The following is a 26,920-nucleotide window of genomic DNA, read 5'->3' as shown; positions in this document are numbered from 1 at the left end:
GTCGCCAGGGCGTGAACGTGGAGGTGATCGGGGTGCCGGACCTCGTCGGCCGGGTGTCGCGCGCCGGTATCTGGCGCCACCCCGTGACCGTCGGGCTGCTGGTGTCGCTCCTGCCGGTGATCCTGCTGGTCGTGGACGTGCTGACGCCACCCGTCATCCGCTTCGGTTCCCTGATGGTGGCGGCGCCCGCCCTCGCGGCCGTCTTCTGCACTCCTGTCGGCGTGCTGATCGTGATCGCGGTGACGCTGCCGTGTGTGTGGGTGGCCGACGTGGTGGGCCGGCAGCTGGGGGGGTCGTACTTCGTCCCGGTGCAGATCGCCACCATCGTGCTGGTCAGCGCGGCCGCGCTGGCCGCCAGCGCCGTACGGCTGCACAAGGAGCGGCAGCTGGCCCAGTCCCGCTGGGTGGCCGAGGTGACCCAGCGGGTCCTGCTGCATCCGCTGCCGCACCGGGTCGGCCGCTTCGACGTCGCCTCCCTGTACCTGGCGGCGGACGAGGAGGCCGCCATCGGCGGGGACCTGTACGCCTTCGCCCGCGGCGGGACCTCCGCGAGGATCCTGCTCGGCGACGTGCAGGGCAAGGGGCTGGCCTCGCTGGAGATGGTCAGCTGTGTGCTGAACACCTTCCGGCAGTCGGTCCGCCAGGGCCACACGGTGCCGGAAGTGGTGCACGAGCTGGAGACAGCCTTCCGCCATGACATCCAGGAGCTGTCCGCCGCGGCGGCCGGAAGCCGGCCCCTGAACGGCCCGTTCGAGGAGGAGGCGTTCGTCACGGCGGTCGTGCTGGACCTGCCGGACACCGGGCCCCTCCGCCTGGCGAACCTGGGACACCCGCCGCCCCTGCTCGCCCACGAGGGGAACGTCACCGTCCTGTATCCGACGGTGGCGGTGCCACCGCTGGGCCTCGGCGACCTCATCCGTGGGGAGGTGCCGGTGGACACGGTCGACTTCCCTCCGGGCGCCACCCTGCTGCTCTACACCGACGGCGTGACCGAGGCCCGCGGCCCGGACGGCGCCTTCTATCCGCTCGAGGACAGGCTGACGCGCTGGACCGCCCTGGCGCCGGACGCCCTCCTCGCCGCCGTGCACGACGACCTGCGCGAGTACGTGGGCGCCCGGCTCACCGACGACGTGGCCATGGTGGCCGTCCAGCGCCCCCCGTCCCCGGTCCGTCCCAGCTCGCGGGCCGAGGGCCCGGCGGACGTGCGCAGGACAAGCTGACCGGACCGGCCGACCCGGCGGGTCAGCCGGTTCCGACGAAGAGCACCATCAGCAGCCACACCACGGGCGCCGTCGGCAGCAGCGAGTCCAGCCGGTCCATGATGCCGCCGTGCCCCGGCAGCAGCGTGCCCATGTCCTTGATGCCCAGGTCCCGCTTGATCATGGATTCGCCCAGGTCGCCCAGTGTGGCGCTGGCCGCGACCGCGAGGCCCAGGACCAGCCCCTGCCACCATGAGCCGCCGTCGATCAGGAACTGCATGCACAGCGCCCCCGCCGCCATGGCGAAGGCGACCGCCCCGATCAGTCCCTCGCGGGTCTTGCCGGGGCTGATGCGCGGCGCGAGCTTGTGCGTGCCGAAGCGCCAGCCGACCGCGTACGCGCCCGTGTCGCTGACGACCGTCAGCAGCAGGAACGTCAGGACGCGCTGCGGCCCGTCCTGCGCCGTCAGCAGCAGGGCGACGAACGTGGCCAGGAACGGCACGTAGAAGGCCGCGAAGACACCCGCCGTGACATCCCTGAGATAGCCGTCCGGCGGCTCCGTCATGCGCCAGACGAGGACCGCGAGCGCGGTGAGGGCCATCGCCGCCCAGGCGCCCTCGGCCCCCCGCACATAGCCCGCGACGACCATCGCCGCGCCGCCGACCACCAGCGGCACGAGCGGCGCCTTGACGTCCTTGCGCTCTTCCAGCCGCTTCGTCAGCTCCCACAGGCCCACCACGACGGCGACCGCTATCACGCCGACGAACACGGCCTTGACGATGAACAACGACACGACGATCACGACGCCGAGCCCGACGCCGACTCCTATGGCGGCGCCCAGGTCACGGCCCGCGCTCTTCTTCTGCGGTGCGGGCGCCGGCTTGGGGGCGTCGGGCATGGGCTCCGGATTCTGCGACGCCGCCCGGGGGTGCGGCGCCTGCGGCGTCTCGTCGCGGAACAAGGGGCCGCTCAGCCGAGCGGCCCCCCGGTCGTCATCCTGGTCTCCGCCGTGTGCGGCTACGTCGGGCACGATGGGCATGGGGCGCGTCCGCTGCGCGTCATGCGCATCGTACGCGGGGCCCGCCGGGCCGGCGCCCGGCACGGGCCCCTGGTCGGTGGGCGCCCAGTACCCGGCCTGTGGCGGCGCCCCCCAGGAAGAATCGTTCATCAGACCTCGAGCAGCTCCGCTTCCTTGTGCTTGAGGAGCTCGTCCACCTGGGCGACGTACTTCGCGGTGGTGTCGTCGAGTTCCTTCTCAGCACGGCGGCCCTCGTCCTCGCCGACCTCGCCGTCCTTGATCAGCTTGTCGATGGCGTCCTTGGCCTTGCGGCGGACGGAGCGGATCGAGACCTTGGCGTCCTCGCCCTTGCCCTTGGCGACCTTGATGTACTCACGGCGGCGCTCTTCGGTGAGCTCGGGGAACACCACGCGGATGATGTTGCCGTCATTGCTCGGGTTGACGCCCAGATCCGAGTCGCGGATCGCCTGCTCGATGTTGCGCAGCGCGCTCTTGTCGAACGGCGTCACCACGGCCATGCGCGGCTCCGGTACCGAGAACGAGGCCAGCTGGTTGATCGGGGTCGGTGCTCCGTAGTAGTCGGCCACGATCTTGTTGAACATCGCCGGGTGCGCACGACCGGTGCGGATCGCGGCGAAGTCCTCCTTGGCGACCACGACGGCCTTCTCCATCTTCTCCTCGGCCTCGAGGAGGGTCTCTTCGATCACCACTTGCTCCTGCGTGTCTTGAGTAGGCCCGGCATCCGTGGGCGGCGGCCGGCTGCGTCGCGTCTTCTTCCTGCACGGTTCCGGACCGGCAGGACATTGTCCATCCTCCGGTCAGGGCCCGTCGCCCGGACGGAGTTCACCCCTCGCGGAGTTCACCCCGGGCAGGTCGGCCCCGGTCAGTCCCGGCCTCCTTGGTCACCCACGAGTGTGCCGATCTTCTCACCCTTGACGGCGCGGGCGATATTGCCTTCCGTCAGCAGTTCGAAGACGAGGATCGGCAGCTTGTTGTCACGGCACAGGGTGATCGCGGTGGCATCGGCGACCTTGAGGTCACGGGTGATGACCTCGCCGTAGCCGAGGGAGTCGAACTTGACCGCGTCCGGGTTGGTCTTCGGATCGGAGTCGTAGACCCCGTCCACGCCGTTCTTGCCCATGAGCAGCGCCTCGGCGTCGATCTCCAGCGCCCGCTGGGCGGCGGTCGTGTCGGTCGAGAAGTACGGCATTCCCATACCGGCGCCGAAGATCACCACACGGCCCTTCTCCATGTGGCGCACGGCCCGCAGCGGGATGTAGGGCTCGGCGACCTGGCCCATGGTGATGGCGGTCTGCACCCGGCTGTCGATGCCCTCCCTCTCCAGGAAGTCCTGGAGGGCGAGGCAGTTCATGACCGTGCCGAGCATGCCCATGTAGTCGGAGCGGGCCCGGTCCATGCCACGCTGCTGGAGTTCGGCGCCACGGAAGAAGTTGCCACCGCCGATGACGACCGCGATCTGGGCGCCGTCGCGCACCACGGCCGCGATCTCACGGGCGATGGCGTGCACCACATCGGGGTCGACACCCAGGCCCCCGCCACCGGAGAAGGCCTCTCCGGACAGCTTCAGCAGAAACCGGCCGTGTACTTTGCCGTCGTCGCTCTTCTGGGCCTTGGTGGTCATGGAGATCTCCTCGTGGTGCACATACGAAGAAGGCCATTGCCGGTGGGGCGTGGTTCGCATCCCATGCGCGGCAATGGCCTCCTCGTCATATCTGCTGTCGCCCGCCGCACCGGTGTGCGGGACGGCCTGCGCGAACAGCACGGACGACTGCTGTCGACCCTATCGGGGTCGCGCGTCGATCGCGGTACGGACTCAGATGCCGACCTTGATGCGCGTGAAGCGCTTCAGGGTGACACCCGCCTCGTCCAGGACCTTCTGGACGGACTTCTTGTTGTCGAGCGCGTACGGCTGGCCGAGCAGCGTGGCGTCCTTGAAGAAGCCGTTGAGCCGGCCCTCGACGATCTTCGGGAGGGCGGCCTCGGGCTTGCCCTCGGCGCGGGTCGTCTCCTCGGCGATACGGCGCTCGGCCTCCACGACCTCGGCCGGCACGTCCTCCTTGGAGAGGTACTTCGGCGCGAAGGCGGCGATGTGCTGGGCGACGCCCTTGGCGACCTCGGCGTTCGGCTTGTCGAACTCGACCAGGACACCGATCTGCGGCGGCAGGTCGGGCATGGTGCGGTGCATGTACGCCGTCACATAGCCGTCCGCGAACTGCGCGAAGCGGTCCAGGACGATCTTCTCGCCGAGGTTGGCGTTGGCCTCGTCGACGAACGCCTGGACGGTCTTGCCGGGCTCGATCTCGGAGGCGAGCAGGGCCTCCAGGTCGGCCGGGGAGGTCCTGGCGACGTGCTCGGCGATGGCCTGGGCCGCGGCCTGGAACTTCTCGCCCTTGGCGACGAAGTCGGTCTCGCACTTCAGCTCGACGAGGACGCCGGAGGAGTTGTCGTCGGCGATGATGGAGACCACGGCGCCGTTCTCGGCGGAGCGGCCCTCGCGCTTGGCGACGCCCTTCTGGCCCTTGATCCGGAGCGCCTCGACGGCCTTGTCGACGTTGCCCTCGGCCTCGTCCAGCGCCTTCTTGCAGTCCATCATGCCGGCGCCGGTGAGCTCACGGAGCTTCTTGACGTCGGCGGCGGTGTAGTTCGCCATGATTCTGTGAATCTCTTCTCGGAGTTCGAAGTCTCGAAGTCGGCGGCCGCCGCAAGGTGAGCGGACGGCCGCCAAAGATCTACGGGCTACGAAGATCTAGGGGCTGCGGGTGAACGGCGGGTGGCGCCGTCGGTGCCACCCGCCCCCACGTCAGCCGAACGGCCCGAGGGTCAGCCCTGCTCGCCCTCGGCGGCCGGGGCCTCCGCAGCCGGAGCCTCGGCGGCCGGAGCCTCGGCGGCCGGGGCCTCCGCAGCCGGGGCCTCGGCGGCCGGGGCCGCGGCCTCGGCCTCGGCAGCCTTCTTCTCGCCCTCGAGCAGGTCGCGCTCCCACTCGGCGAGCGGCTCGCCCGCGGCCTTCTCGCCCTTGCCCTCGGCGGCGACGCCGGAGCGGGCGATGAGGCCCTCGGCGACGGCGTCCGCGATCACACGGGTGAGCAGGGTGACGGAGCGGATCGCGTCGTCGTTGCCCGGGATCTTGTAGTCGACCTCGTCGGGGTCGCAGTTGGTGTCGAGGATGGCGACGACCGGGATGTTCAGCTTCCGGGCCTCGCCGACCGCGATGTGCTCCTTCTTGGTGTCCACGATCCAGACGGCGCTCGGCACCTTCTGCATCTCGCGGATACCGCCGAGGGTCTTCTCCAGCTTGGCCTTCTCACGGGAGAGGACCAGGAGCTCCTTCTTGGTCAGACCGGAGGACGCGACGTCCTCGAAGTCGATCTGCTCGAGTTCCTTCAGCCGCTGCAGACGCTTGTACACGGTCGAGAAGTTGGTGAGCATGCCGCCCAGCCAGCGCTGGTTGACGTACGGCATGCCGACGCGGGTGGCCTGCTCGGCGATGGCCTCCTGCGCCTGCTTCTTCGTGCCGACGAACATGACCGTACCGCCGTGGGCGACGGTCTCCTTGACGAACTCGTAGGCGCGGTCGATGTACGACAGCGACTGGAGCAGGTCAATGATGTAGATGCCGTTGCGCTCGGTGAAGATGAAGCGCTTCATCTTCGGGTTCCAGCGACGGGTCTGGTGACCGAAGTGGACGCCGCTCTCCAGCAGCTCCCGCATCGTGACGACGGCCATGGCCGTTCTCCTTGAGTTTTCTCGGTTGTGCCGCGAGTGCCGGATGACACTCGCGCCTGACGCCCGCGTGCGCCGTGCCGCAAAGGACCGAGGAGCGCTGACACCGGCCTCGTGAGGGCCTGGTGCCGGGGCGTGCGAAGTCGACCCGGTGACCCGGATCGCCACAAGAAGTGTACGGGACCGGCGGGGTGGCGGGTGACGCCGCTGTCCACAACCCGGCAGTTGTCCACAGATTCCGCCATGATCGCTCGATATGCGGGACGGTTCTCGCATGCGAGCGAAACGATGTGCGTGGCCATGGCCCGCGCTGCTGCTGGTCCTCCCGGTCGTGCCGGCTCCCGTGGCCCGGGCCGGCGCGCTCGCGGGGCGACCGCCGCCCCCGGCCGCCGTGCCGGCACCCCGCGGGGCGGTGCCGGCCGTCGCCCGCGTCTGGCCGGTGGGCGTTCACCCCCTGGTCGTACGGGGCTGGGAGCCTCCGGCCACCCCGTACGGCCCGGGTCACCGGGGCGTGGACCTGGCGGCGGCCCCCGGCGACCCGGTGCGGGCGGTCGCCGCGGGCCGGGTGGCCTTCGCGGGCCGGGTGGCGGGGCGGGGCGTGGTCGCGGTCGACCTGGCGGGGACGGGCGATCCACCGCTGCGGACGACGTACGAGCCCGTCCGCGCCTCGGTGCGCCTGGGCGAGGAGGTCGGGCCGGGCGAGGTCCTGGGCCTGCTGGAGCCGGCGGGCGCCCACTGCGGCGGACCGTGCCTGCACTGGGGCCTGCGCAGCGGGGAGACGTATCTGGACCCGCTGTCCCTGCTGCCGCCGTGGCTGCTGCGCGCCGGACCGTCGCGGTTGCTGCGGGTGGACGGGGTGCCGCTGCCGCCGGGCCGGGGGCCGGTGGCGTGGCGTCCGCGCGGGGCCCCCGCCGTGGGCGCCGCCGGCCGCGGAGCGCTCAGCCCCGGACGCCCCGCAGGGCCATCGCCACCGCCGCCTCGGTGATGGCGGCCGGGTCCTCCGCGGCCCCCAGCTCGATGCGCCGCACCGCCGCGTCGACCACGCCTTGGAGCAGCATCGCCGCCAGCCGGGGTTCACGGTGCCCCATCTGGCCGAGCGCCCCGACGATCATCGCGACGAGCCCTCCGTGCGCGGCCCGGATCTTCTCGCGCGCCCCCGCGTCCAGTTCGCGCGCGGAGATGGCCACCACGGCGCGGTGCCTGCGGTCCCCCACGAGCGCCAACTGCTGCCGCACATACGCCTCGACCTTCGCCTCGGGCCCGTCCACCGCGGCCATCGCCGCCTCGACCTCCGCCGCCCAGACCGGGAAGTCGACGGCGCACAGCTCCTCGACGACCGCCGCGCGGGAGCGGAAGTACTCATAGACGGAGGACCGCGCCAGGCCCGTTCGCTCGGCGAGCGCCGGGAACGTCAGCGCCTCCGTACCGCCCTGGGACAGCAGGGACCGTGCCGCATCCAGGAGGGCGGCTCGCTGCATCGACCGGTGCTCGGCCACGGAGGCCGCTCGAATCCTTGGCACGTCCACCACTGTACGGACGGACCACCGCCGGCGGGAGCCAGTTCCCGCCCTGCGCGCCGGTCGCGGCTCCCCCGCCGGGGCGCGCCGGCCCATCCGTGCCGGCGACCGGGTCGGCGGCCGGGTCAGCGGCCGAAGCCGGCCAGCTTGGCCCTCAGCTGCAGCACCGACTTCGTGTGGATCTGGCTCACCCGGCTCTCGGTCACCCCGAGCACATTGCCGATCTCGGCGAGCGTGAGGCCCTCGTAGTAGTAGAGCGTGACGACGGTCTTCTCCCGCTCGGGCAGCGTGTTGATGGCGCGTGCCAGGAACCGTCGCAGCTCCCGGTCCTCCGCCACCTCGACCGGGTTGTCCGCGGCGGTGTCCTCCAGGGTGTCCATCAGGCTCAGCCGGTCGCCGCCCTCGCCCCCGACGTGCAGCAACTCCTCCAGGGCCACCACGTTCGCCAGCGACAGCTGGCTGAAGACGGCGTGGAGCTCCTCCACGCCGATCCCCATCTCCTGCGCCACCTCCGCCTCGGTCGGCGTCCGCCGCAGCCGCGCCTCCAGGGTCGCGTACGCCCGCTCCACGCTGCGCGCCTTCTGCCGCACCGACCGCGGGATCCAGTCCAGCGCCCGCAGTTCGTCGATCATCGCGCCGCGGATACGGGTGATCGCGTACGTCTCGAACTTGATCTCCCGGTCGATGTCGAACTTCTCGATGGCGTCGATCAGCCCGAACACGCCCGACGACACGAAGTCCGCCTGCTCCACATTGGCCGGCAGTCCCACACTCACCCGACCCGCCACGTACTTCACCAAGGGTGAGTAGTGCAGGATCAGCTGCTCCCGCAACCGCTCGTCCCCCGTCTCCTTGTACGACCGCCACAACTCGTCGAGTGTCGAGGGAGCGGGCGGGCGCACGCTGCCGCCGTCACGGGCGGCTGGGGGGAGCGCCGCCCGGTCGGACCCGGAGGTGTGCTGGGGCATTCGTCGCCTTGTGCCGTTCTGCTGTGAACTGGGGATACCTGGGTGAGCTGTCGGTCTGATGTCGAGATGCCTGTCTGAGTCGGGATCCTCGTGAGCGTAGCGTGACTGTGGTGTCGCAGTGTGCGAAGAACAGTGCATCACCCCCGCGCGAACGGGCACGGCAGACTTCCCGCGGAGAGCGGGGTCGTCGCCCTGCGTGACCGCCGAAGCGGTCAACTACGGGAATTGCCAAGGCTGTCGGGCATCGCCCGGACGGCCGATCACTCTGGGTCAGCATCCGCCGTGATCTTGTCGGACCGCGCTCACCGCCTGGCGTGTCAACTTCCAGCCATCGTCGTGTCGTTCGACGAATCCAAGTGATCGGAGTTCGTACAGTCTCCCGACCGCGTCGTCGTCGCTCGTCCCGGCCCCGCGGGCGATCTCCCGCACCGCGGCCGCGCCGCGGGCCGGCAGCGCGGCGAGCACGCGGGCCGCGGCGGGGTGGAGGAGATCGCGTGGCAGGACGGGTCCGCGCCGGTCCGGGGCCAGCTCACCCATCTCCCCGACCAGTTCGGCGACCTCCGCGGCGTCGGAGACCAGGACGGCCTCCCCCCGCAGCAGTTCGTGGACGCCGGCGGAGAGTCCGCTGGTGACCGGTCCGGGCACACCCATCGTGTGCCGGCCCAGCCGCTGTGCCGCGCGTGCCGTGACCAGGGCGCCGCTGCGGTAGGCCGCCTCGACGACCACGGTGCCACGGGTGAGCGCCGCGATCACGCGGTTTCTGAGGATGAACCGGCTGGGCGTGGGGTGATCGCCGGGTGGCAGCTCGCCGACGACCAGCCCCTGGTGCGCGATCCTGGTGATCAACTCGGTGTGCCCGCGCGGGTAGGGCCGGTCGACCCCGCAGGCCAGCACGGCGATGGTGGCGCCGCCGGCCGCGAGGGTGCCGCGGTGGGCTGCCCCGTCCACGCCGTAGGCACCGCCGGAGACGACCACCCAGCCGCGCTCCGCGAGCCCCGCCGCCAGGGTCGCCGCCGCGTGCGCGCCGTACTCGGTGCAGGCCCGTGCGCCCACGACCGCGACCGACCGCAGGGCCCACAGGCGCAGGCTCGGCCGCCCGCGCACCCAGAGCCCGACGGGCCGGGCGTCCCCGAGGTCGTCGAGCTGGGCTGGCCACTCGGAGCCGCCGGGGCACACGAATCTCGCCCCCGCCTCCCGGGCCGCGGCCAGGTCACGCTCCGGCTCGGCCCGGACGGCCCGCGCCCGCAGCCCCGCCCACCGCTCGTCCGACACCCCCGGCAGCCGCGGCCCACCCTCCCGCAGCCGCAGCGCCACCTCCTCGGCTCCGTGCTCGCGCAGCCAGCGTCCCGCCACCTCGTCCCCGGGCTCGATGACCCGGGTGAGGAGGGCGCGGGCGCGGTGCGCGCCGTCCGGGGCGCCGTCCCCGCTCATGCCGGCGCCCCGAGGGCCATCGGTACGCCCCGCGGCACCCCGGTGCGCAGATGCAGCGCGCGGGCGACATCCGTCGCGTCCGGCCGGTCGTGGCCCACGAGATCCGCGACGGTCCAGGCCACGCGCAGCACGCGATCCAGTCCCCGGGCCGTCAGCACGCCCCGCTCCAGATGGCGCTCGGCCTCGTCCATGGCGCCGCTCGCGGCACACCAGCGGCTGCGCAGCTCCCGTCCGGGCACGTCGCTGTTGGTCCGCCACGGCGTGCCCGCGAGGCGTGCCGCCGCCCTCTCCCTGGCTGCTCGGACCCGGTCGGCGACCGTCCGGGTGGACTCGCCCCCGGCGCCGCTCCCGGTGAGTTCGGCGCGGGTGACCGGGTCCACCTCGACGCGCAGGTCGACCCGGTCCAGGAGCGGGCCGGACAGCCGGGCCTGGTAGCGGCGGATCGCCGCGGGCGGGCACTCGCACACCGTGTCGCGCCGCGAGAAGCGCCCGCAGGGACAGGGGTTGGCCGCGAGCACCATCAGGAACCTCGCCGGGAACCGCACGACGCCCGCGCTGCGGGCGATCACGACGTGCCCGGCCTCCAGGGGCTGCCGCAGCGCGTCGAGGGCCCGGCTGCTGAACTCGGGCGTCTCGTCCAGGAAGAGCACCCCCCGGTGGGACAGCGACACGGCGCCGGGCCGGGCGATACCGGGGCCGCCGCCGACGAGGGCCTGCATGGTGGCGGAGTGATGCGGGGCGCAGTAGGGGGCGACGTCGATCAGGGGCTTGCCCGGGGGCAGCAGGCCCGCCACCGAGTGCACCGCTGTGACCTCCAGCGATTCCGTTCTGCCGAGCCGGGGCAGGATGGCGGGGAGCCGCTCCGCGAGCATCGTCTTGCCCGCGCCGGGCGGCCCTTCCAGGAAGAGGTGGTGGCCGCCCGCCGCGGCCACCTCCACCGCCGTACGGGCCGGGATCTGGCCCACGACGTCGGCGAGGTCGTGGCCGTGGTCGTGGTCGTGCAGTGCGGCGCCCGCGCAGTGCATGCCCGTGGCGGCGCCGGTGCCGGGCACGCGCAGGCCGGCCAGGAGCGGATCGGGGCGGCCCTGCTCGTCCGGGGCCTCCTCGGGCACGGGCTCGTCCGCGAGGACCGCGATCAGCTGGCGCAGGCTGCGGACGCCCAGCACGGACACGCCGGGCACCAGCGATGCCTCGGCGGCGGCGCACTCCGGCACGACCACCTGCTCGTACCCCGCGTCCGCCGCCGCCAGGACCGCCGGCAGAATGCCCCGGACGGGCCGCACCCGGCCGTCCAGGCCCAGCTCGCCGATCATCACGATGTCGGCGAGCACCCGGGGGTCGATCCGCTCCGAGGCGCCGAGCACCGCGCACGCCACGGCGAGGTCGAACCCGCTGCCGGCCTTCGGTACGGAGGCCGGGCTGAGCCCGACCGTGAGCTTCTTCTGCGGCCATTCGCCGCCCGAGTTGACGACCGCCGCCCGCACTCGGTCCCGGCTCTCCGTCAGGCTCTTGTCGGGCAGGCCGACCAGGGTGAACGCCGCCACGCCCGGTTCGAGGTCGGCCTGGACCTCGACCACCACGCCCTCGACGCCGACCAGGGTCACGGAGCACGTACGCGCGAAGCCCATCAGGCCACCCCCCGCACATGCTCGACCACGGCGGCGCCGCGCTCGGGCAGGACGACCCCGACCACGTCGATGCGCACCCCGCCCGGTGGCGCCCCGCCGTGCGCCTGGATCCAGCGCTCGGCGAGATCGCGCAGCCGCCGGGCCTTGCCCGGGGTGACGGCGGCCATCGGGTGCTCGAAGCAGCCGCGCCTGCGGGTCTTCACCTCACAGACGACCAGGACGTCACCGTCCCTGGCCACGATGTCGATCTCGCCGCTTCTGCCGCAGCGCCAGTTGCGCTCCAGGAGCGTCATCCCCGCGCCGATCAGCCGCCGGGCGGCCAGTTCCTCCCCGTACCTGCCGAGTGCACTGCGTGCCAGGTGTGTGGTCATGTCGGCACCACCTCCGGCGCCAACCGTCACGCATCCTGCCCCAAGAAGTAGATCTTGGTGGACAACTCAGCGGTTGTGGACAACTCCGTCACCCGGTCGGTGACCCTCACCCGCCCGGCAGCTCCAGATCGGTCTTGTTCAGCTCCTCGATGTTCACGTCCTTGAACGTGAGCACCCGGACCTGCTTCACGAAACGAGCGGGCCGGTACATGTCCCACACCCAGGCGTCGGCCATCGACACCTCGAAGAACACCTCGCCCTGGACGGAGTGCACCTGCATCTCGTAGTCGTTGGTGAGGTAGAAGCGCCGTTCGGTCTCGATCACATATTTGAACAGACCGACGACATCGCGGTACTCCCGGTAGAGCTTCAGCTCCATCTCGGTCTCGTACTTCTCGAGGTCCTCGGCGCTCATGGCATGTTCCCCTTCAGCCGTGCGATCCCACCATTGTGCGCCAGTCCCGTGAGCCTCTAGACGATTTCGGTGTCGAGGACCTCGGGCCTGGCCGGGGGACCATCGTCGAGCAGCGTGCGCAGCAGCTCGGCGAGTCTCGTCGGGTACACCGTCTCATGCGCCTCCACGAGTTCCCGCCACGTCCACCACCGTGCTCCGACGACACTGCGTTTTTCCAGGTCGGTCAGGCCCAGCGCGGCCGTGGCCGTCTGGGCCGTTCGGGCCAGGTAGTACCACTCGTCCTGGTCCCAGCGGCGTCCCGCGAACGGAAACGAGCACACGCGCTGCCACAGCACCGGGCCCAGTTCGATCTCGGTGATGCCGGTCTCCTCGGCCAGTTCCCGCAGCGCGGCCTGCGCGCGTGTCTCGTCGCCCTCCACACCGCCACCGGGCGTGAACCACCAGTCGTCGGCCGGATCGTCCGGCTCGTGCCCGTGCAGCAGCAGGATGCGGTCCTGCGGGTCGAGCAGCACCACCCGCGCCACCCTGCGCAGCCCGCTCTCCGGGACGGAGGGCGCCGGGACGTCAGCGGGCACCGGCCGGCTCCATCCGCGCCCCGCTGCGCCCGCCGCGCCCGCGGCTCACGCGCTTCGCGACCGGGCCGTACGCCGCGCCCGCCATCACCAGCACCGCGCCCGCCACGATCGCGCCGACGACCAGCCGAAGGGGGCCCGGCGACGAGATCGGGCCCAGCGTCTCGAAGCCGGTCGGACGGGCCAGCATGCCGTTCATGGGCCAGACCACGGCATCCACACGGGCGTCCACCGCGCTGCGCGGCACCGTTCCGCTGAACGCCTCCGTGAGGTGCGCGGTGGAGTCGAGGGAGCCGCTGCGCTCGTCGCCGAGCAGGAACAGGCGCCCCTCGGGAACCGTGACCGTGGGGATCTTCTTGGACTCCGCGACCTGCCCCTTGGCCAGGTACGACTCCTTGATCTGCTTGCCGTTCACGGTCAGCCTGCCGTCGGTGCAGCACCCGACGGTGTCGCCCCCGACCGCGACGACCCGCTTGACCATCGGCAGGTTGCCCCAGCTCTTCTGCCGGAAGACGACGACGTCGCCGCGCTTGATGTCGGCGCCGTCGACGCGCTGGGCCAGCACCCGGTCACCGGCGACGATGGTGGGCGACATCGAGTCGGTCGGCACGGTGTACGGCTTGTAGACGACCGCGCCCCAGGCGAACCCGCCGAGGAAGAGCACACAGCCGAGGGCCACGGCGAGCCCCGACAGCGCGCTGCCGAGCCGTCCGCGGCCCTCTTGCGTACGACCAGTCCCGCTCATCCCGTGCTCCCAGGTCGGAGGATCGACCCCGCGGCCCGCTGCCGGGTCGCGGAAGATCGGCGATCTGGGACGGCACCCTACCCGGCGGTACGGCTGCCAGAAACCCTCGGGTTTCCGGCGGTGAGCGGCGCGGTGAGGCGGCGCCTGCGCCACAGCACCAGCGGCACCGCGCCGGTCACACCGAGCGCCCCGGGGGCCATCGCGCCGAGGCCCTGGTCGAAGGTGTCCGGGATCGGCAGCGTGTCCCAGCGGGTGGGCGGCCAGGCGATGACGATCGCGCGGCCCACGACGTTGCCCACGGGGACGAAGCCCTGGTTGCTGTCCTGCTGGTGGTAGCGGGAGTCCAGCGAGTTCTGCCGGTGGTCGCCCATGACCCAGATTTTGCCCGCGGGAACGGTGACCTTGAACTGGCCGCCCTGCTCGTCCACGCTGCACGGCGTGTTGCCGGGGTAGACATACGGCTCGTTCAGCGCCCTGCCGTTGACCGTCAGCGGGCCCGTGCCCTTGCACTCGATGGTGTCGCCGGCGACGCCGATGACCCGCTTGATCAGGTCCTTCTCCTCGGCGGACGGCATCAGGCCGATCCAGCTCAGCGCCGTCTGGAGGGCGTTGGGATTACTGGTGGGCTCGCCCGCCAGCCAGTTGTCCGGGTCGTGGAAGACGACGACCTCGCCGCGCGAGGGCTGGGAGCCGAACCAGGGGGTCAGCTTGTCGACGAGGACACGGTCACCCACCTGGAGGGTGTTCTGCATCGAGTCGGAGGGGATGGAGAACGCCTGGACCAGGAACGTCTTGATCAGCAGCGCGAGCACCAGCGCGATACCGACGAGGAGGGGCAGTTCCTTCCAGAAGGAGCGCTGCTTCTTGGGCGTGCCGCCCTGGTCGCCGCTCTCCGGCGTGCCGTCGTCGGGGGAGTCACTCCCGGCGCCGACGTGTTCCCGCGCGGCCGGGGCAGCCGTCTCGTCGGGCCGCTCCGGCTCTTCGGGGCCATCGTGTCCGGATCGTGCGCCGACCGCCAAATCCCCCACATCCACTCCTCACTCCGTACCGCCGCCGGCGCCCCAGTCGACGCAGGCTCACCACTCCCATAACGAGCGGGAGTTCCGCAGGGCTCGGGAGGGGGACCAATCCGTATCGATCCGCTGAGGCCACCCTATGCGACGGGCCGAGTGCAGTGGTCGACCCGCTCGGCACCGACGCGTAAGTGTCAGGCTCCTTCAGGCGCGCCCAGTGCCCCAAGGGCCAGGCGATGACCATGGCGCGGCCGACGACCGAGCCCTCGGAGACGGTGCCGCTGAACTTCTCTGTGCGGTGGTAACGCGAGTCGGCCGAGTTGGCCCGGTGGTCTCCCATGACCCACAGCCGGCCCGGCGGAACGGTCACGGAGAACGCGAAGTCCGAAGGTTTGTTCCCCGGGTGAATGTACGGCTCGTTCAGTGGGATGCCGTTGACGGTGACGCGGCCCTGCGTGTCGCAGCACTTGACGGTGTCGCCGCCGACCGCGACGACCCGCTTGATGAGGTCCTTGTCGTTGTCGGACGGCAGCAGACCGATCCAGGTGAGCCCTTCCTTGATCTGCTTGACGACGACCGGGTCGTTGTTCTTCGTCGTCTTCTCGCCCGCCAGCCAGTTGCCGGGGTCCCGGAAGACGACGACGTCACCGCGCTGCGGCTTGGAGCCGAACCAGGGGGTCAGCTTGTCGACGAGGACGCGGTCGCCGATCTGGATGGTGTTCTCCATGGAGCCCGACGGGATGACGAACGCCTGTACGAGGAAGGTCTTCAGGACCAGCGCTATGAGAACGGCGACGCCGACGAGGAGCGGTATCTCCTTGACCGCGGAGCGCCTCCGCCTGCGCTTGACCTTGCGCTGGAGCTTGCGCCGCTCGGCACGGCTGCGCCCGGTGGGGCCGGAGCCGGTGGCACGCCGCGAGCCGGTGGGCAGGAGGTTCTGCAGGGCGGTGTCGGCCGGGTCGCCACGCCGTTTGCCGCGGTTACCCATGGACACCGTCCGCGGGGGGTACGCGCGCGTAGGCGCCGGGGCGGGTGAGGCGCGCCCAGCGGGAGGAGGGCCAGGCGATCCAGTCGGCCCTGCCGATCACGGCACCGACGGGGATCATGCCACCGCCCGGTGAGCCCAGGTGGTCGCGGGAGTCGCTGGAGGCCCCGCGGTGGTCGCCCAGCACGAAGAGCCTGCCGTCGGGCACGACGACGTCGAAGGGGGCGTCGGACGGGCTGTCCCCGGGATACAGGAACGACGACTCGTCGACCGACCGGCCGTTCACCTCGAGCTTCCCCTCCTTGTCGCAGCAGACCACGTGGTCTCCGCCCACACCGACCACGCGCTTGACGTAGTCCGCGTCACCGAAGTACCCCGTGCCGTCGAACACGATGGTGTCTCCCCGCCGCGGCTTCGATCCGAAACGGTACGCCAACTTATTTACGAGCAGGCGGTCCCCAACCCTCAATCCGGGCTCCATCGAACCGCTGGGGATGTCGAACGGCTGCACCACGAAGGTGGTCAGAGCGAGGAAGGACAGCAGACCGGCCAGCGCGGTCAGGGTGATGCGCCCGCCGGGCAGCCGGTCGACGGCCCGGGACACCAACGCGAAGCGCGACCGTCCCTCCGGGTCCGCCGCCTCCGAGGTCTTCTCGGGTCCAGCGGGGCCGGAGGAGCGGTCGCGCTCCACGTGCTGTGCTTCGGTGTCCATCGGGGGCAGATGCTATCCGGCCCGGCTGTGGACGCCGCGCGGGAGAACTCAGCTCTCGCGCTTCTCCTTGATCTTCGCCGCCTTGCCGCGCAGCTCGCGCAGGTAGTACAGCTTGGCGCGGCGCACGTCACCCCTGGTGACGAGCTCGATCTTCTCCACGATCGGGGTGTGCACCGGGAAGGTGCGCTCGACGCCGACGGAGAAGGAGACCTTGCGGACCGTGAAGGTCTCGCGCACGCCGGAGCCCTGGCGGCGGATCACCACACCCTTGAACTGCTGCACACGGGAGCGGTTGCCCTCGATGACGCGGACGTGCACGTTGACGGTGTCACCCGGGCGGAAGGCCGGGATGTCGCTGCGCAGCGAGGCGGCGTCGACGGAGTCGAGCAGGTGAGACATGTCGTCTGCTTTCTTCACCGATGCCACAGGTCATCGGCGGTACGTAGTTTTTCGGTAAGAGTTCGCCGGCCGCGTCGGAGTGGACGTCGTCTCCCCCTGTGGCAGGGGCGTGCACCGGAGCGCGGACAACAGCGGCCTATTCTTCCACGTCGGTGGTCCTGCGCCAAAATCGGCCGTACGGCTCGCCGTCCGGGTCGGGGGCCCAGCCGAGGACGGAGAGCGTTTCGCGGTCCTTCCGGTCGAAGGCCGTGGGCTCGCAGCGCTCGATCAGGTCGGGCCGGTGGGCCGTCGTGCGCTTGAGGGCCTCGTCCCGGCGCCAGCGGGCGATCCTGCCGTGGTGGCCGCTGAGGAGCACCTCCGGGATGTCCCGGCCGCGCCAGGCCGGCGGCTTGGTGTAGACGGGCCCCTCCAGGAGGTTCGCCATCGCGCCGGGCGCGAAGGAGTCGTCGCGGTGGGACTCGACGTTGCCGAGGACCCCGGGCAGCAGCCGGGCCACCGCCTCGGTGACGACGAGGACGGCCGCCTCTCCGCCGGCGAGGACGTAGTCGCCGATGGAGACCTCGTACACGGGTATCCGCGTCGCGTACTCGTCGATGACGCGGCGGTCGATGCCCTCGTAGCGGGCGGGTGTGAAGACCAGCCAGGGGCGCTCGGACAGTTCGACGGCGAGCTTCTGGGTGAAGGGGCGGCCGCTGGGCGTGGGGACGACCAGGGCGGGCGCCGAGGAACCGGTCTCGTAGCCGTCGGCCAGGATGTCGTCCAGTGCCTCGCCCCAGGGCTCCGTCTTCATGACCATGCCGGGGCCGCCGCCGTACGGGGTGTCGTCGACCGTGTGGTGGCGGTCGTGCGTCCAGCGGCGCAGATCGTGCACGTGCACGTTCAGCCGTCCACGCGCGCGTGCCTTGCCGACCAGGGAGACGTTCAGCGGTTCCAGGTACTCGGGGAAGATCGTGACGACGTCGAGCCGCATCACGCCTCGTCCCGGGAGGAGGCGATCTCGGCGCGGTCGTCGATCAGCCCGGGCGGCGGGTCGATCACCGCGCGCTGCTCCCGCAGATCGACGTCGGTGACGATCTCCTCGACGAACGGGACGAGGACCTCACTGCCGTCGGGGCGCTCCACCACGAACAGGTCCTGCGAGGGCAGGTGGGAGATCTCGGTGATCCGGCCGACCTGGGTGCCGTCCTTGGTGACGACGTCCAGGTCGATGAGCTGGTGGTCGTAGTACTCGTCCTCGCCCTCGGGCAGTTCGTCCGGGTCGACCTCGGCGATCAGCAGGGTGTTGCGCAGCGCCTCGGCGGCGTTGCGGTCGCCCACCCCCTCGAACCGCAGCAGGAGGCGGCCGCTGTGCACCCGGCCCGTCTCGATGGTCAGCGGTCCGGTCGAGGCCGGGTCGGTGGCCAGGACCGCGCCGGGCGCGAGCCTCAGCTCCGGCTCGTCGGTGCGTACTTCGACGGTGACCTCGCCCTTGACGCCGTGGGCGCGGCCGATCCGTGCGACTACCAGCTGCACTGTGCTTGCTCTCCTGTCCTGCCGGGTCCTGCGTCATGCGGCCCGGTGACGACGACGGGCCGGGGACGGCCCAGTGGCCCTCCCCGGCCCGAGCCGGTGCTGCGTTGCGTTCAGCGGACGTGGTCCACGTCGACGAGGTCGACGCGGACACCGCGGCCGCCGATGGCACCTACGACGGTGCGCAGGGCGCGTGCGGTGCGGCCGTTGCGGCCGATCACCTTGCCGAGGTCGTCGGGGTGCACCCGGACCTCGAGCACACGCCCGCGGCGCAGGGTGCGCGAGGACACCTGCACATCGTCAGGGTTGTCGACGATGCCCTTCACGAGGTGCTCGAGAGCCTCCTCGAGCATGCTCAGGCCTCGGACGCGGAGGACTCGGCTGCGGCCTCGTCCTTCTTCTCAGCCTTCTTCTTCTGGGTGATCGCCTCACCCTTGCCCTCGTCGTCACCGCCGAGGGCCTCGAACGACGGCCGCGCACCCTTGGCCTCGGGCTGCAGCAGCGGCGCCGGGGCGGGCTCGCCCTTGAACTTCTGCCAGTCGCCGGTCTTCTTCAGGATGGCGAGAACCGGCTCGGTCGGCTGGGCGCCGACGGAGAGCCAGTACGCCACGCGCTCGGCGTCGACCTCGATGACCGACGGGTGGTACGTCGGGTGGTACTTGCCGATCTCCTCGATCGCCCGGCCGTCACGGCGCGTGCGGGAGTCGGCGACGACGATGCGGTAGTGAGGCGAACGGATCTTGCCCAGACGCTTCAGCTTGATCTTGACTGCCACGGGAGTGGGTTCTCCTGGATTTGACGTGGTTGGGCACGGCGGAGCGGCCGCGTGGGGTTGCGGTACCCGAGTGCCCGATGGACGCGTCAGCCGGAGGAGAGAGGGGTCCTGTGCGGCTGTCGAGTACAGCTAGCCATTGTGCCATACCCCGGGGGTCGCCCTGAGCCGCGAGCGCACGCGGGCACGCCTGAGAGACACCCGGCGCCGGGCTCCCCGGGCGTGGGTCACGCCGCCCGGCGCTCGCAGGGTGCCTGCGGCCCGCGGTGCGGCGGACCGAGTGCGGCTGCCACGAACAGCCGCTCCTCAGCCCGCCGCCGCCCCCACGGGCTCCGGCTCGGGGATGCGGAAGGGCTTTCCGCATCCGCCGCACACAATCGGGGCCTGGGCCAGGACCGACGGGACGACGCGGACGTTGCGGCCGCAGTCACAGACCGCCTTGACGCGGACGCCGCCGCCGGAGGAGCCGTGACGGGCGGCCGGGCCCCGGAACGTGCGGGCCGTGTCGTCGGCGGTCGCCGCCGAATGGGCCTTCAGCGCGCGCTGGAGCCGCTCCATCGTCGGGCGATAGCGCCGCTTCGCCTCGGGGCTGAGCGTGACCAGGGAGAAGCCGCTGCTCGGATGCGGCTCCTCGGGATGGTCCAGGCCCAGCTCCTCGGCGATCGCGAGGAATCTGCGGTTGTGATAGCGGCCGGCACGGGAGGTGTCGCGCACCCCTCGGGCGGCCGCGATGCCATGGACTGCCTCATGGAGCAGTCGCTCGAAGGAGAGTTCGTGTCCGCAGGCGGACGACGACTCTCCGATCAGGGACTCGGGCGCGGCAAGATCCGGCAGCTCGGGGTGGTACCGCTGAATGTCGGCCCACGCCTGCGCCAGCTCTGCGGCGAGAACAGGTGGTGTCGTGCTCACGTAATGACAACGAGCCTGGGGGCCCGTGTGTTCCTATTCCGGGCCATCCCAAATAATTTGCACGTACCCGTCAGTTGCCCCTGATGCATCCCGAGGAGGGCGCGTGCGCCGATCTGTGGAGAAGCCGTGCAGCTCGTCCCAAGGTGGTGCGTAGCGATGCGTACGCCCACCGGCTCTCCCACACGGGCGCCTGTCTTCCGCTGGTACGCAAGAGACGTTTCGGCCGCACTCCTCGTACCTCAGTAAGCGCGCGCCACGACAGCGACGTTACCGGGTGCGTCATCGGCGTCGGGGACCGACCCGTCCTCGGCGACCAGACATCGTACGGTCACCCCGTGCTCGGCCAGTCCGGCCTCGCCGTCCGCCCCCAGCAGGGCCCACGGGATACGCGCCCAGCCGCCGGACCCGGCCGCCTCGACGGCCTCCTCGATCGTCGACACGTCCGCCGTACGGGACTCCCGGCGCTCACGCGACTGCGCCAGGAGCAGCGCCTGGTCCTCCTCGAGGATCCCGGGAATCAGCCGGTCGAGCGATTCCAGCGCCACCGGCTCCTTGCCGCCCGGGATGCGGCGGGCCAGCATCGCCGTGCCGCTTGCCAGGTCACGGGGGCCGATCTCGATGCGGACGGGCACGCCCTTGAGCTCCCAGTCGACCGCGCGGCGGCCGAACGGGATGTCGGTGCGGTCGTCGACGTGGACGCGGATCCCGGCCGCCGTCAGCCGGTCCCCGAGTTCGCGGACCGTGGCCAGAACCGCTTCGTCGCCCTTGATCGCGAGGACCACGGCCTGGACCGGCGCGAGCCGCGGCGGGACCCGCAACCCGTTGTCATCGCCGTGGGACATGATCAGGCCACCCACCATGCGCGTGGACGAGCCCCAGGAGGTCTGCCAGACGAACTCCTGTCTTCCGTCCTTCGACAGGTACTGCGTGTGGAACGCCTTGGCGAAGTTCTGGCCGAGTTCATGGCTGGTGCCCATCTGGAGCGCCTTGCCGTCGCCCATCATCCCCTCCAGGGTGAGGGTGTTGACGGCACCGGCGAAGCGCTCGCTCGCCGTCTTGCGGCCGAGGACGACATCGATGCCGAGGACGTCGGCCATGAAGCCGGCGTACACCTTCTGATGGATGTACGCGGCGTAGTCCCTGGCCTCCTCGTAGGTGGCGTGGGCGGTGTGCCCCTCCTGCCACAGGAACTCGGTGGTCCGCAGGAACACGCGGGGGCGCATCTCCCAGCGCACCACGTTCGCCCACTGGTTGATCAGCAGCGGCAGGTCGCGGTAGCTCTGCACCCACTTGGAGAAGTACTCGTTGATGATCGTCTCGGAGGTGGGGCGGACGACGACCGGCTCCTCCAGGGCCTTGCCGCCGCCGTGGGTGACGACCGCGAGCTCGGGGGCGAAGCCCTCGACGTGCTCGGCCTCCTTGGCCAGGTACGACTGCGGGATGAACAGCGGGAAGTACGCGTTGGAGGCGCCCGCCTCCTTGATGCGGGCGTCCATCTCCTGCTGCATCCGCTCCCACAGCCCGTACCCGTACGGTCGGATGACCATGGTGCCGCGCACCGGCCCGTTGTCGGCCAGTTCGGCCTTGTTGATCAGGTCCTGGTACCAGCGCGGGAAGTCGTCCGCCCGGGGTGTGAGAACGGGTGCCTTGGCCATGGCGCGATCGTACGGGGACGCCTGCCCACGGCGTGCGCCAATTGTCACCCGGGGTGGCAGGGGGCGCACGGACGGCTCACATGGAGTGCTCCGCACCCCCTGGACGCCACGGCGGGCGCGCAGTTTCCTGGCATACGGGCGTCACGGGAGGGAGCGCGAGCGGACGTCACGGGGCCATGGGATCGGACACGGCGGCACGCCTTTGAGGATGGGGGCGCTTTCGATGACACCTACGCTCGCGGGGCACCGCCTCCCCCCTGCGGAACCCGCTCCCGGCACGGACCGGTGCGCACGCGCGCGTGACTGGGCCGAGATCCAGGAGCGGATGCTCGTACCGCTCTACGAGGCGGTCTACGAGCGGCTGGAGGTGGGGTCCGGGACGCGGCTGCTCGGGCTCGGCTGCGGTACCGGACTCGCCCTGTTCCTGGCCGCCTTGCGCGGTGCCGCGGTCACCGGAGTCGATGGCGGCGCCCCCGAGCGGCTGGCCCTCGCCCGCGAGCGGCTGCTGCCCGCGGCGCCGGCGCCGCGGGCACCCGCGCGTGCCGGCGCCCGGATCGTCCACGGCGGTCCCCGGGACGCGGCACCGGCCGCCGGGGAGCCGGCCTACACCCTGCTGACCTCCTTCGAGCCGATCGGGTGCGCGGTCGGCGACCACGAGGGTCTGCGGGCCCTGCTGGCCGAGGCCACGCCTCTGGCCGAGCACGGGGCGCCCGTGGTGCTCGCCGCATGGGGTCCGCCGGAACGGTGCAGCGCCTCGTCCGTGCTCCGCGCCGTCAGCCGGCTGGCCGACCCCGAGCACGGCCGGGGCGGTTGGCGTCCGGCCCGGCGCGACGACCTGGAGGAGGCAGCGCAGCGCTGCGGGCTCAGCCCGGACGGGTCGGGGCGGGTCGCCTGCCCCTTCGGGTACGCGGACATGGACAGCGCGGTGCGGGGGATGCTGTCGACGGGACTGTTCGACGCGGCGACCGCCGCGACGGACCGGGAGCAGGTCGGCAAGGAACTGACGGAGGCGCTGCACCCGCACCGGCGGGCCGATGGAACGGTGTGGATGCCCAATGTCTTCCGGTACCTGATCGCGCGGGTCCCCTAGTCCGCCGGACGGTCCGGTCGCGGGCGGGGAGGCAGGCGTGGGGCGCCTCTGCGGAGAGAGGCGCCCCACGCGTGGCCGACGGACCGTCGTGGGCGTCAGCCCATGAACTTCTTGAACTCGTCCGGCAGCTCGAACTCCTGCCCAGCCTGCTGGGGCAGCCCGAAGGCGCCCCCGCTCTGGGCCGCGGCGGCGCGGCGCGCGGCGGCCTCCTGCTCCTGCTGCTTGCGCTTCATCGGGTTGCCGGAGCGCTGCTTGCCCTTGGACTTCTTGGGCTGCTTCTTGGCGCGGCCGGGACCGCCGCCCATGCCCGGGATCCCCGGCATGCCGGGCATGCCGCCGCCCTGGGCCATGCGGGACATCATCTTGCGCGCCTCGAAGAACCGCTCCACCAGGTTCTTGACCGCGCTGACCTCGACGCCGGACCCCTTGGCGATACGGGCACGGCGTGAGCCGTTGATGATCGTCGGGTCCTGGCGTTCGGTCGGGGTCATCGACTTGATGATCGCGGCCGTGCGGTCGACGTCCCGCTCGTCGAGGTTGTTGATCTGGTCCTTGATCTGCCCCATGCCCGGGAGCATGCCGAGCAGCTTGGAGATCGAGCCCATCTTCCTGACCTGCTCCATCTGGGCCAGGAAGTCATCGAGGGTGAAGTCCTGGCCCTTCTTGGAGGCCAGCTTGGAGGCCATCTTCTCGGCCTCGGCCTGGCTGAAGGTCTTCTCCGCCTGCTCGATCAGGGTGAGCAGGTCACCCATGTCGAGGATGCGGGAGGCCATCCGGTCCGGGTGGAAGGCGTCGAAGTCGTCGAGCTTCTCGCCGTTCGACGCGAACATGATCGGCTTGCCCGTGATCTGGCGGATCGACAGGGCGGCGCCACCGCGGGCGTCACCGTCGAGCTTGGAGAGGACCACACCGTCGAAGCCGACGCCGTCGCGGAACGCCTCCGCCGTGTTGACGGCGTCCTGACCGATCATGGCGTCGACGACGAACAGGATCTCGTCGGGGCCGATCGCGTCCCGGATGTCCGCGGCCTGCTGCATCATCTCCTGGTCGATGCCCAGACGGCCGGCGGTGTCCACGATCACGATGTCGTGGACCTTGGTCCGCGCGAAGTCAATGGAGTCCTTGGCGACCTTGACCGGGTCGCCCACGCCGTTGCCCGGCTCCGGAGCGTAGACCGCCACGCCGGCGCGCTCGGCGACGACGCTCAGCTGGTTGACCGCGTTGGGGCGCTGGAGGTCGGCGGCGACCAGCAGCGGCGAGTGGCCCTGTTCCTTGAGCCACTTTCCGAGCTTGCCCGCGAGGGTGGTCTTACCGGCGCCCTGGAGACCCGCGAGCATGATCACGGTCGGGGGCTGCTTGGCGAAGCGGAGACGGCGGGTCTCACCGCCGAGGATGGTGACAAGCTCGTCGTTGACGATCTTGAGGACCTGCTGGCTGGGGTTGAGAGCCTTCGAGACTTCGGTGCCGAGGCACCTCTCCTTCACGTTCTTGATGAAGGAGCGGACCACGGGCAGGGCCACATCGGCTTCGAGGAGCGCGATGCGGATCTCGCGCGCCGTGGCGTCGATGTCCGCTTCGCTCAGCCGGCCCTTCCCGCGGAGGTTCTTGAAAGTCAGGCTAAGTCGGTCGGAGAGGGTATCGAACACGGCGGCGTCGGTCCTCGGGGTCGGAGTCGTCTTGGGCTGCCCTCCAGAGTATCGGGCCCGGCAAGCGAATCGTCCCCGCCCGCCGTCTTCCGGCGGGCGGGAACGCGACAGCGTGCCGGCGGGGACCGCACCGGGTGGACCCACCGCGTGTCGGCAAGGTCACGCCCGCAGCGTCTCCTCCAGCATCCGCGCCACCGAGACCGCCTCCTCCCCCGGCAGCGGCGCGCCCGTGCCCGTCGTGACATAGAACGCATCGACGGCGTTCGCGCCCAAGGTGCTGACGTGAGCGCTGCGCACCCGTACGCCCGACTTCTCCAGCGCCCGCCCGATCCGGAACAGCAGCCCCGGCGCGTCCTGGGCCCGCACCTCGATCACCGTGGCGTGCCGCGAGGCGGCCGGCGCGACCGTCACACGCGGCGGGGGCGGCACCACGCCCCGGCGCCGGGGGTAGGCCGCGTCGCGCTCCGCCAGGCGCCCCGCGATGTCCAGGGAGCCGTCCAGGGCCCGTACGAGGTCGGCGCGCAGCCGCGCGGCCTGCGGCAGGGAGCCGTACTCCGCCGCCACCCGCCAGTCGAGCAGCAGCACCGAGCCGTCGTGGACACCGTCCGGGAGGTCGAGGGTCCGCAGTTCTGCCGTGCGGACGGTGAGGCGGTGCGTGGCCAGGACGCCGGCGACCGCGGGCAGCACGCCGGGCTGGTCCGGTACGGCGATGAGCAGTTCCACGCCGAGGGGTTCCGGTTCGCCGGAGGGCTCCTCGGACGGCGGCTCGGTCTGGGCGCGCAGCGCCAGGACCGGGCCGCCCGTGCGGATGGCCTCGATGGCGAGCCGTTCCTGCTCGGCGGTGGGGGAGGCGGCCTCCGGCTCGGCGGGCTCGTCGCCGGCGAACACCGCCGAGACCCGCTTGACCAGGTCCGTCACCAGCGAGCCCCGCCAGGACGACCAGGCCGCGGGCCCGGTGGCCAGCGCGTCCGCCTCGGTCAGGGCGTGCAGCAGCTCCAGCGTGCTCTGCGAGCCGACCGTCTCGGCGACCGAGCGCACGGTGGCCGGGTCCTCCAGGTCGCGCCGGGTCGCCGTCTCGACGAGCAGGAGGTGGTGGCGTACGAGGGTGGCGAGCACGGCGGCCTCGTCGCGGTCGAAGCCGATGCGGCCCGCCACGTCCCGCGCGATGATCTCGCCCGCGACGGAGTGGTCGCCGGGCCAGCCCTTGCCGATGTCGTGCAGGAGCGCGGCGACCAGGAGGAGGTCGGGGCGGCCGACGCGGCGGGTCAGTTCCGAGGCGCGTACGGCGGTCTCGATCAGATGCCGGTCGACGGTCCAGATGTGCACCGCGTTGCGCTGCGGGCGGCAGCGTACGCGCTCCCAGTCGGGCAGCAGGCGGGTGATCAGTCCCTCGGCCTCCAGGGCCTCCCACACCTCCACGGTCGGGCGGCCGGAGCCCAGCAGGGTCACGAGCTGTTCGCGTGCCTCGGCGGGCCAGGGCGTGGGCAGGGGGCGCACCCCGGCCGCCATGCGCCGTACGGCGTGCAGGGAGAGCGGAAGGCCGGCCTGGGCGGCGGCCGCGGCGGCGCGCAGGGGGAGCACGGGGTCGCGCTCCGGGCGCGCGGCGCGGGCGAGCACCACCTCGCCGTCCTGTTCCACCACGCCCTCCGCCAGCGGGGACCGCTCCGCGACCGCCTTGCCGCCGCCCAGGATGGTGCGCAGCCGCGGCCGCGCGGCGCGCGACCGCAGCACGCGCCCCACTTCGCGCCAGGTCACATCGCACGCGTACGCGATCACACGCGCGGCCTCGTACACCTCGCGCAGCAGTGTGTCGGCGTCCAGCAGTCCGAGCTCGGCGGCGACCTGGTCCTGCTCCTGCAGGGCCAGCCGGTCGGTGGCGCGCCCGGTGGTCAGGTGCAGCGCGTCCCGTACGTCCAGGAGCCTGCGCCGGGCGTCCGCCAGTCCTTCGCGCGGGGCGTCGGCGAGCCAGGAGGCGGCGACCGCGCGCAGGGCCGTGGCGTCGCGCAGCCCGCCCCGCGCCTCCTTGAGGTCCGGTTCCAGCAGGTACTGCAGTTCGCCCTGCCGCTCGGCCCGTTCGGCGCACAGGTCCCGCAGTTCGGGGAGACGTTTCGGCGCCTGGTTGCGCCAGTCGGCCAGGACGGTCGTGCGGAGGGCCGCGGTCATCCCGAGGTCACCGGCCAGATGCCGGGCGTCCAGCAGGCCGAGCTGCACCTTCAGGTCCTCGCCGGCCGTCTTGCGGGCCTCCGCCGGGGTGCGGACGGAGTGGTCGAGGGCGAGACCGAGGTCCCAGACGGGGTACCAGAGGCGGTCGGCGAGGGCGGCGACCGCCTTGGGGTCGCTGCCGTCGTGCAGCAGGAGCAGATCGAGATCGCTGCGCGGGGACAGCTCGCCGCGGCCGTATCCGCCGACCGCGACCAGACAGACGCCGGGCAGTTGCCCGGCACCCGTGGTGAACAGGTCCGCGAGCCAGCCGTCCGTCAGTTCCGCGAGGGCCGCGCGGCGCGGCGGCCCGGACCGCGCCCCCTCCTGGAGGAGGCGCAGCCGGGCCGCCGCGTAGCCGCCGGGTCCCGAGTCCTCTGCTTCCGTACGTGCGTGCGTACTCGTCACCCGGCGACTCCTTGTTCC

At 71.7% G+C, this 26,920-nt stretch carries 28 protein-coding genes; 3 read left to right on the top strand and 25 right to left on the bottom strand.

What is annotated here, in order from left to right; all coding sequences use genetic code 11:
- Nucleotides 1–11: 11 nt before the first annotated feature.
- Complete coding sequence (locus tag ACZ79I_RS28925) at nucleotides 12–1,220, top strand: PP2C family protein-serine/threonine phosphatase (protein ID WP_471500888.1); 1,209 nt, start codon at nucleotides 12–14, stop codon at nucleotides 1,218–1,220.
- A 22-nt stretch (nucleotides 1,221–1,242) separates the two neighbouring features.
- On the opposite strand, the gene ACZ79I_RS28920 is transcribed toward ACZ79I_RS28925, so the two are convergent.
- The 5 genes from ACZ79I_RS28920 to rpsB all read right to left on the bottom strand — a co-directional run bounded on the left by ACZ79I_RS28920 (nucleotide 1,243) and on the right by rpsB (nucleotide 5,961).
- Nucleotides 1,243–2,367, bottom strand: a complete 1,125-nt coding sequence (locus ACZ79I_RS28920) for a phosphatidate cytidylyltransferase (protein ID WP_471500886.1) — start codon at nucleotides 2,365–2,367, stop codon at nucleotides 1,243–1,245.
- Nucleotides 2,367–2,924, bottom strand: a complete 558-nt coding sequence (frr, locus tag ACZ79I_RS28915; RefSeq protein ID WP_014675285.1) for a ribosome recycling factor — start codon at nucleotides 2,922–2,924, stop codon at nucleotides 2,367–2,369. Before frr ends, ACZ79I_RS28920 begins: the two co-directional genes overlap by 1 nt.
- A gap of 176 nt (nucleotides 2,925–3,100) precedes the next feature.
- Nucleotides 3,101–3,859: a UMP kinase gene (gene pyrH, locus ACZ79I_RS28910; protein ID WP_471500884.1), complete on the bottom strand. Its 759-nt coding sequence runs from the start codon at nucleotides 3,857–3,859 to the stop codon at nucleotides 3,101–3,103.
- Between the two features lie 192 nt (nucleotides 3,860–4,051).
- Nucleotides 4,052–4,888 carry a translation elongation factor Ts gene (gene tsf, locus ACZ79I_RS28905; protein WP_471500882.1) on the bottom strand — a complete coding sequence of 279 codons (837 nt, stop codon included), beginning with the start codon at nucleotides 4,886–4,888 and terminating at the stop codon, nucleotides 4,052–4,054.
- A 170-nt stretch (nucleotides 4,889–5,058) separates the two neighbouring features.
- Nucleotides 5,059–5,961 (bottom strand): 30S ribosomal protein S2, encoded by a 903-nt coding sequence (gene rpsB / locus ACZ79I_RS28900; protein WP_471500880.1) that lies wholly within the window; start codon nucleotides 5,959–5,961, stop codon nucleotides 5,059–5,061.
- 271 nt (nucleotides 5,962–6,232) lie between these two features.
- On the opposite strand from rpsB, the gene ACZ79I_RS28895 reads away from it, so the two are divergent.
- A complete protein-coding gene (locus ACZ79I_RS28895; protein WP_471500879.1) occupies nucleotides 6,233–6,943 on the top strand; it encodes a murein hydrolase activator EnvC family protein in 711 nt (236 codons plus the stop codon).
- On the opposite strand, the gene ACZ79I_RS28890 is transcribed toward ACZ79I_RS28895, so the two are convergent.
- The 18 genes from ACZ79I_RS28890 to proS all read right to left on the bottom strand — a co-directional run bounded on the left by ACZ79I_RS28890 (nucleotide 6,897) and on the right by proS (nucleotide 21,559).
- Nucleotides 6,897–7,454 carry a TetR/AcrR family transcriptional regulator gene (locus tag ACZ79I_RS28890; protein WP_471505299.1) on the bottom strand — a complete coding sequence of 186 codons (558 nt, stop codon included), beginning with the start codon at nucleotides 7,452–7,454 and terminating at the stop codon, nucleotides 6,897–6,899. The genes ACZ79I_RS28895 and ACZ79I_RS28890 overlap by 47 nt on opposite strands.
- 146 nt (nucleotides 7,455–7,600) lie before the next feature.
- Nucleotides 7,601–8,443, bottom strand: coding sequence for an RNA polymerase sigma factor WhiG (gene whiG, locus ACZ79I_RS28885; RefSeq protein WP_471500877.1), 843 nt, complete (start codon nucleotides 8,441–8,443; stop codon nucleotides 7,601–7,603).
- A gap of 270 nt (nucleotides 8,444–8,713) precedes the next feature.
- Nucleotides 8,714–9,874: a DNA-processing protein DprA gene (dprA, locus tag ACZ79I_RS28880; protein ID WP_471500875.1), complete on the bottom strand. Its 1,161-nt coding sequence runs from the start codon at nucleotides 9,872–9,874 to the stop codon at nucleotides 8,714–8,716.
- On the bottom strand, nucleotides 9,871–11,502 hold the full coding sequence (locus ACZ79I_RS28875; protein WP_471500873.1) for a YifB family Mg chelatase-like AAA ATPase: 1,632 nt from the start codon (nucleotides 11,500–11,502) through the stop codon (nucleotides 9,871–9,873). Before ACZ79I_RS28875 ends, dprA begins: the two co-directional genes overlap by 4 nt.
- The gene (locus ACZ79I_RS28870) at nucleotides 11,502–11,903 is read right to left on the bottom strand and encodes a YraN family protein (RefSeq protein ID WP_471500871.1); all 402 of its coding nucleotides are present in this window, start codon (nucleotides 11,901–11,903) and stop codon (nucleotides 11,502–11,504) included. Before ACZ79I_RS28870 ends, ACZ79I_RS28875 begins: the two co-directional genes overlap by 1 nt.
- A gap of 76 nt (nucleotides 11,904–11,979) precedes the next feature.
- Nucleotides 11,980–12,288, bottom strand: coding sequence for a DUF2469 domain-containing protein (locus ACZ79I_RS28865; RefSeq protein WP_008745401.1), 309 nt, complete (start codon nucleotides 12,286–12,288; stop codon nucleotides 11,980–11,982).
- 56 nt (nucleotides 12,289–12,344) lie between these two features.
- Nucleotides 12,345–12,863 (bottom strand): NUDIX hydrolase, encoded by a 519-nt coding sequence (locus ACZ79I_RS28860; RefSeq protein ID WP_471500869.1) that lies wholly within the window; start codon nucleotides 12,861–12,863, stop codon nucleotides 12,345–12,347.
- Complete coding sequence (gene lepB, locus ACZ79I_RS28855) at nucleotides 12,853–13,605, bottom strand: signal peptidase I (RefSeq protein WP_471500867.1); 753 nt, start codon at nucleotides 13,603–13,605, stop codon at nucleotides 12,853–12,855. The genes ACZ79I_RS28860 and lepB (ACZ79I_RS28855) overlap by 11 nt, the downstream gene beginning before the upstream one ends.
- Before the next feature lie 77 nt (nucleotides 13,606–13,682).
- Nucleotides 13,683–14,633 carry a signal peptidase I gene (gene lepB / locus ACZ79I_RS28850; RefSeq protein WP_471500865.1) on the bottom strand — a complete coding sequence of 317 codons (951 nt, stop codon included), beginning with the start codon at nucleotides 14,631–14,633 and terminating at the stop codon, nucleotides 13,683–13,685.
- Entirely contained in the window at nucleotides 14,521–15,606 is a 1,086-nt protein-coding gene (gene lepB / locus ACZ79I_RS28845) for a signal peptidase I (protein ID WP_471500863.1), read from the bottom strand. The genes lepB (ACZ79I_RS28850) and lepB (ACZ79I_RS28845) overlap by 113 nt, the downstream gene beginning before the upstream one ends.
- A complete protein-coding gene (gene lepB, locus ACZ79I_RS28840; protein WP_471500861.1) occupies nucleotides 15,599–16,315 on the bottom strand; it encodes a signal peptidase I in 717 nt (238 codons plus the stop codon). Before lepB (ACZ79I_RS28840) ends, lepB (ACZ79I_RS28845) begins: the two co-directional genes overlap by 8 nt.
- Before the next feature lie 48 nt (nucleotides 16,316–16,363).
- Nucleotides 16,364–16,714, bottom strand: a complete 351-nt coding sequence (gene rplS / locus ACZ79I_RS28835; RefSeq protein ID WP_059252839.1) for a 50S ribosomal protein L19 — start codon at nucleotides 16,712–16,714, stop codon at nucleotides 16,364–16,366.
- Between the two features lie 136 nt (nucleotides 16,715–16,850).
- A complete protein-coding gene (gene trmD, locus ACZ79I_RS28830) occupies nucleotides 16,851–17,684 on the bottom strand; it encodes a tRNA (guanosine(37)-N1)-methyltransferase TrmD (protein WP_471500858.1) in 834 nt (277 codons plus the stop codon).
- A complete protein-coding gene (rimM, locus tag ACZ79I_RS28825) occupies nucleotides 17,684–18,226 on the bottom strand; it encodes a ribosome maturation factor RimM (protein ID WP_471500856.1) in 543 nt (180 codons plus the stop codon). Before rimM ends, trmD begins: the two co-directional genes overlap by 1 nt.
- A gap of 110 nt (nucleotides 18,227–18,336) precedes the next feature.
- Complete coding sequence (locus ACZ79I_RS28820) at nucleotides 18,337–18,576, bottom strand: RNA-binding protein (RefSeq protein ID WP_381080427.1); 240 nt, start codon at nucleotides 18,574–18,576, stop codon at nucleotides 18,337–18,339.
- A 2-nt stretch (nucleotides 18,577–18,578) separates the two neighbouring features.
- Nucleotides 18,579–18,998, bottom strand: coding sequence for a 30S ribosomal protein S16 (rpsP, locus tag ACZ79I_RS28815; RefSeq protein ID WP_471500854.1), 420 nt, complete (start codon nucleotides 18,996–18,998; stop codon nucleotides 18,579–18,581).
- Between the two features lie 303 nt (nucleotides 18,999–19,301).
- A complete protein-coding gene (locus ACZ79I_RS28810; protein ID WP_471500852.1) occupies nucleotides 19,302–19,904 on the bottom strand; it encodes a hypothetical protein in 603 nt (200 codons plus the stop codon).
- Between the two features lie 239 nt (nucleotides 19,905–20,143).
- Complete coding sequence (proS, locus tag ACZ79I_RS28805; RefSeq protein WP_471500850.1) at nucleotides 20,144–21,559, bottom strand: proline--tRNA ligase; 1,416 nt, start codon at nucleotides 21,557–21,559, stop codon at nucleotides 20,144–20,146.
- 223 nt (nucleotides 21,560–21,782) lie between these two features.
- Here proS and ACZ79I_RS28800 point away from each other — a divergent pair, with 223 nt between their 5' ends.
- A complete protein-coding gene (locus ACZ79I_RS28800) occupies nucleotides 21,783–22,649 on the top strand; it encodes an SAM-dependent methyltransferase (protein WP_471500848.1) in 867 nt (288 codons plus the stop codon).
- Nucleotides 22,650–22,744: 95 nt separating this feature from the next.
- On the opposite strand, the gene ffh is transcribed toward ACZ79I_RS28800, so the two are convergent.
- Both ffh and ACZ79I_RS28790 read right to left on the bottom strand, forming a co-directional pair.
- Nucleotides 22,745–24,295: a signal recognition particle protein gene (gene ffh / locus ACZ79I_RS28795; protein ID WP_471500846.1), complete on the bottom strand. Its 1,551-nt coding sequence runs from the start codon at nucleotides 24,293–24,295 to the stop codon at nucleotides 22,745–22,747.
- A 159-nt stretch (nucleotides 24,296–24,454) separates the two neighbouring features.
- Nucleotides 24,455–26,902, bottom strand: coding sequence for a [protein-PII] uridylyltransferase (locus tag ACZ79I_RS28790; RefSeq protein ID WP_471500844.1), 2,448 nt, complete (start codon nucleotides 26,900–26,902; stop codon nucleotides 24,455–24,457).
- Nucleotides 26,903–26,920 lie beyond the last annotated feature (18 nt).

The organism is Streptomyces sp. PSU-S4-23 (assembly GCF_055632315.1).
Note: the sequence above shows the minus strand (reverse complement) of the source record. Positions and strands in the feature narration are given on the sequence as shown.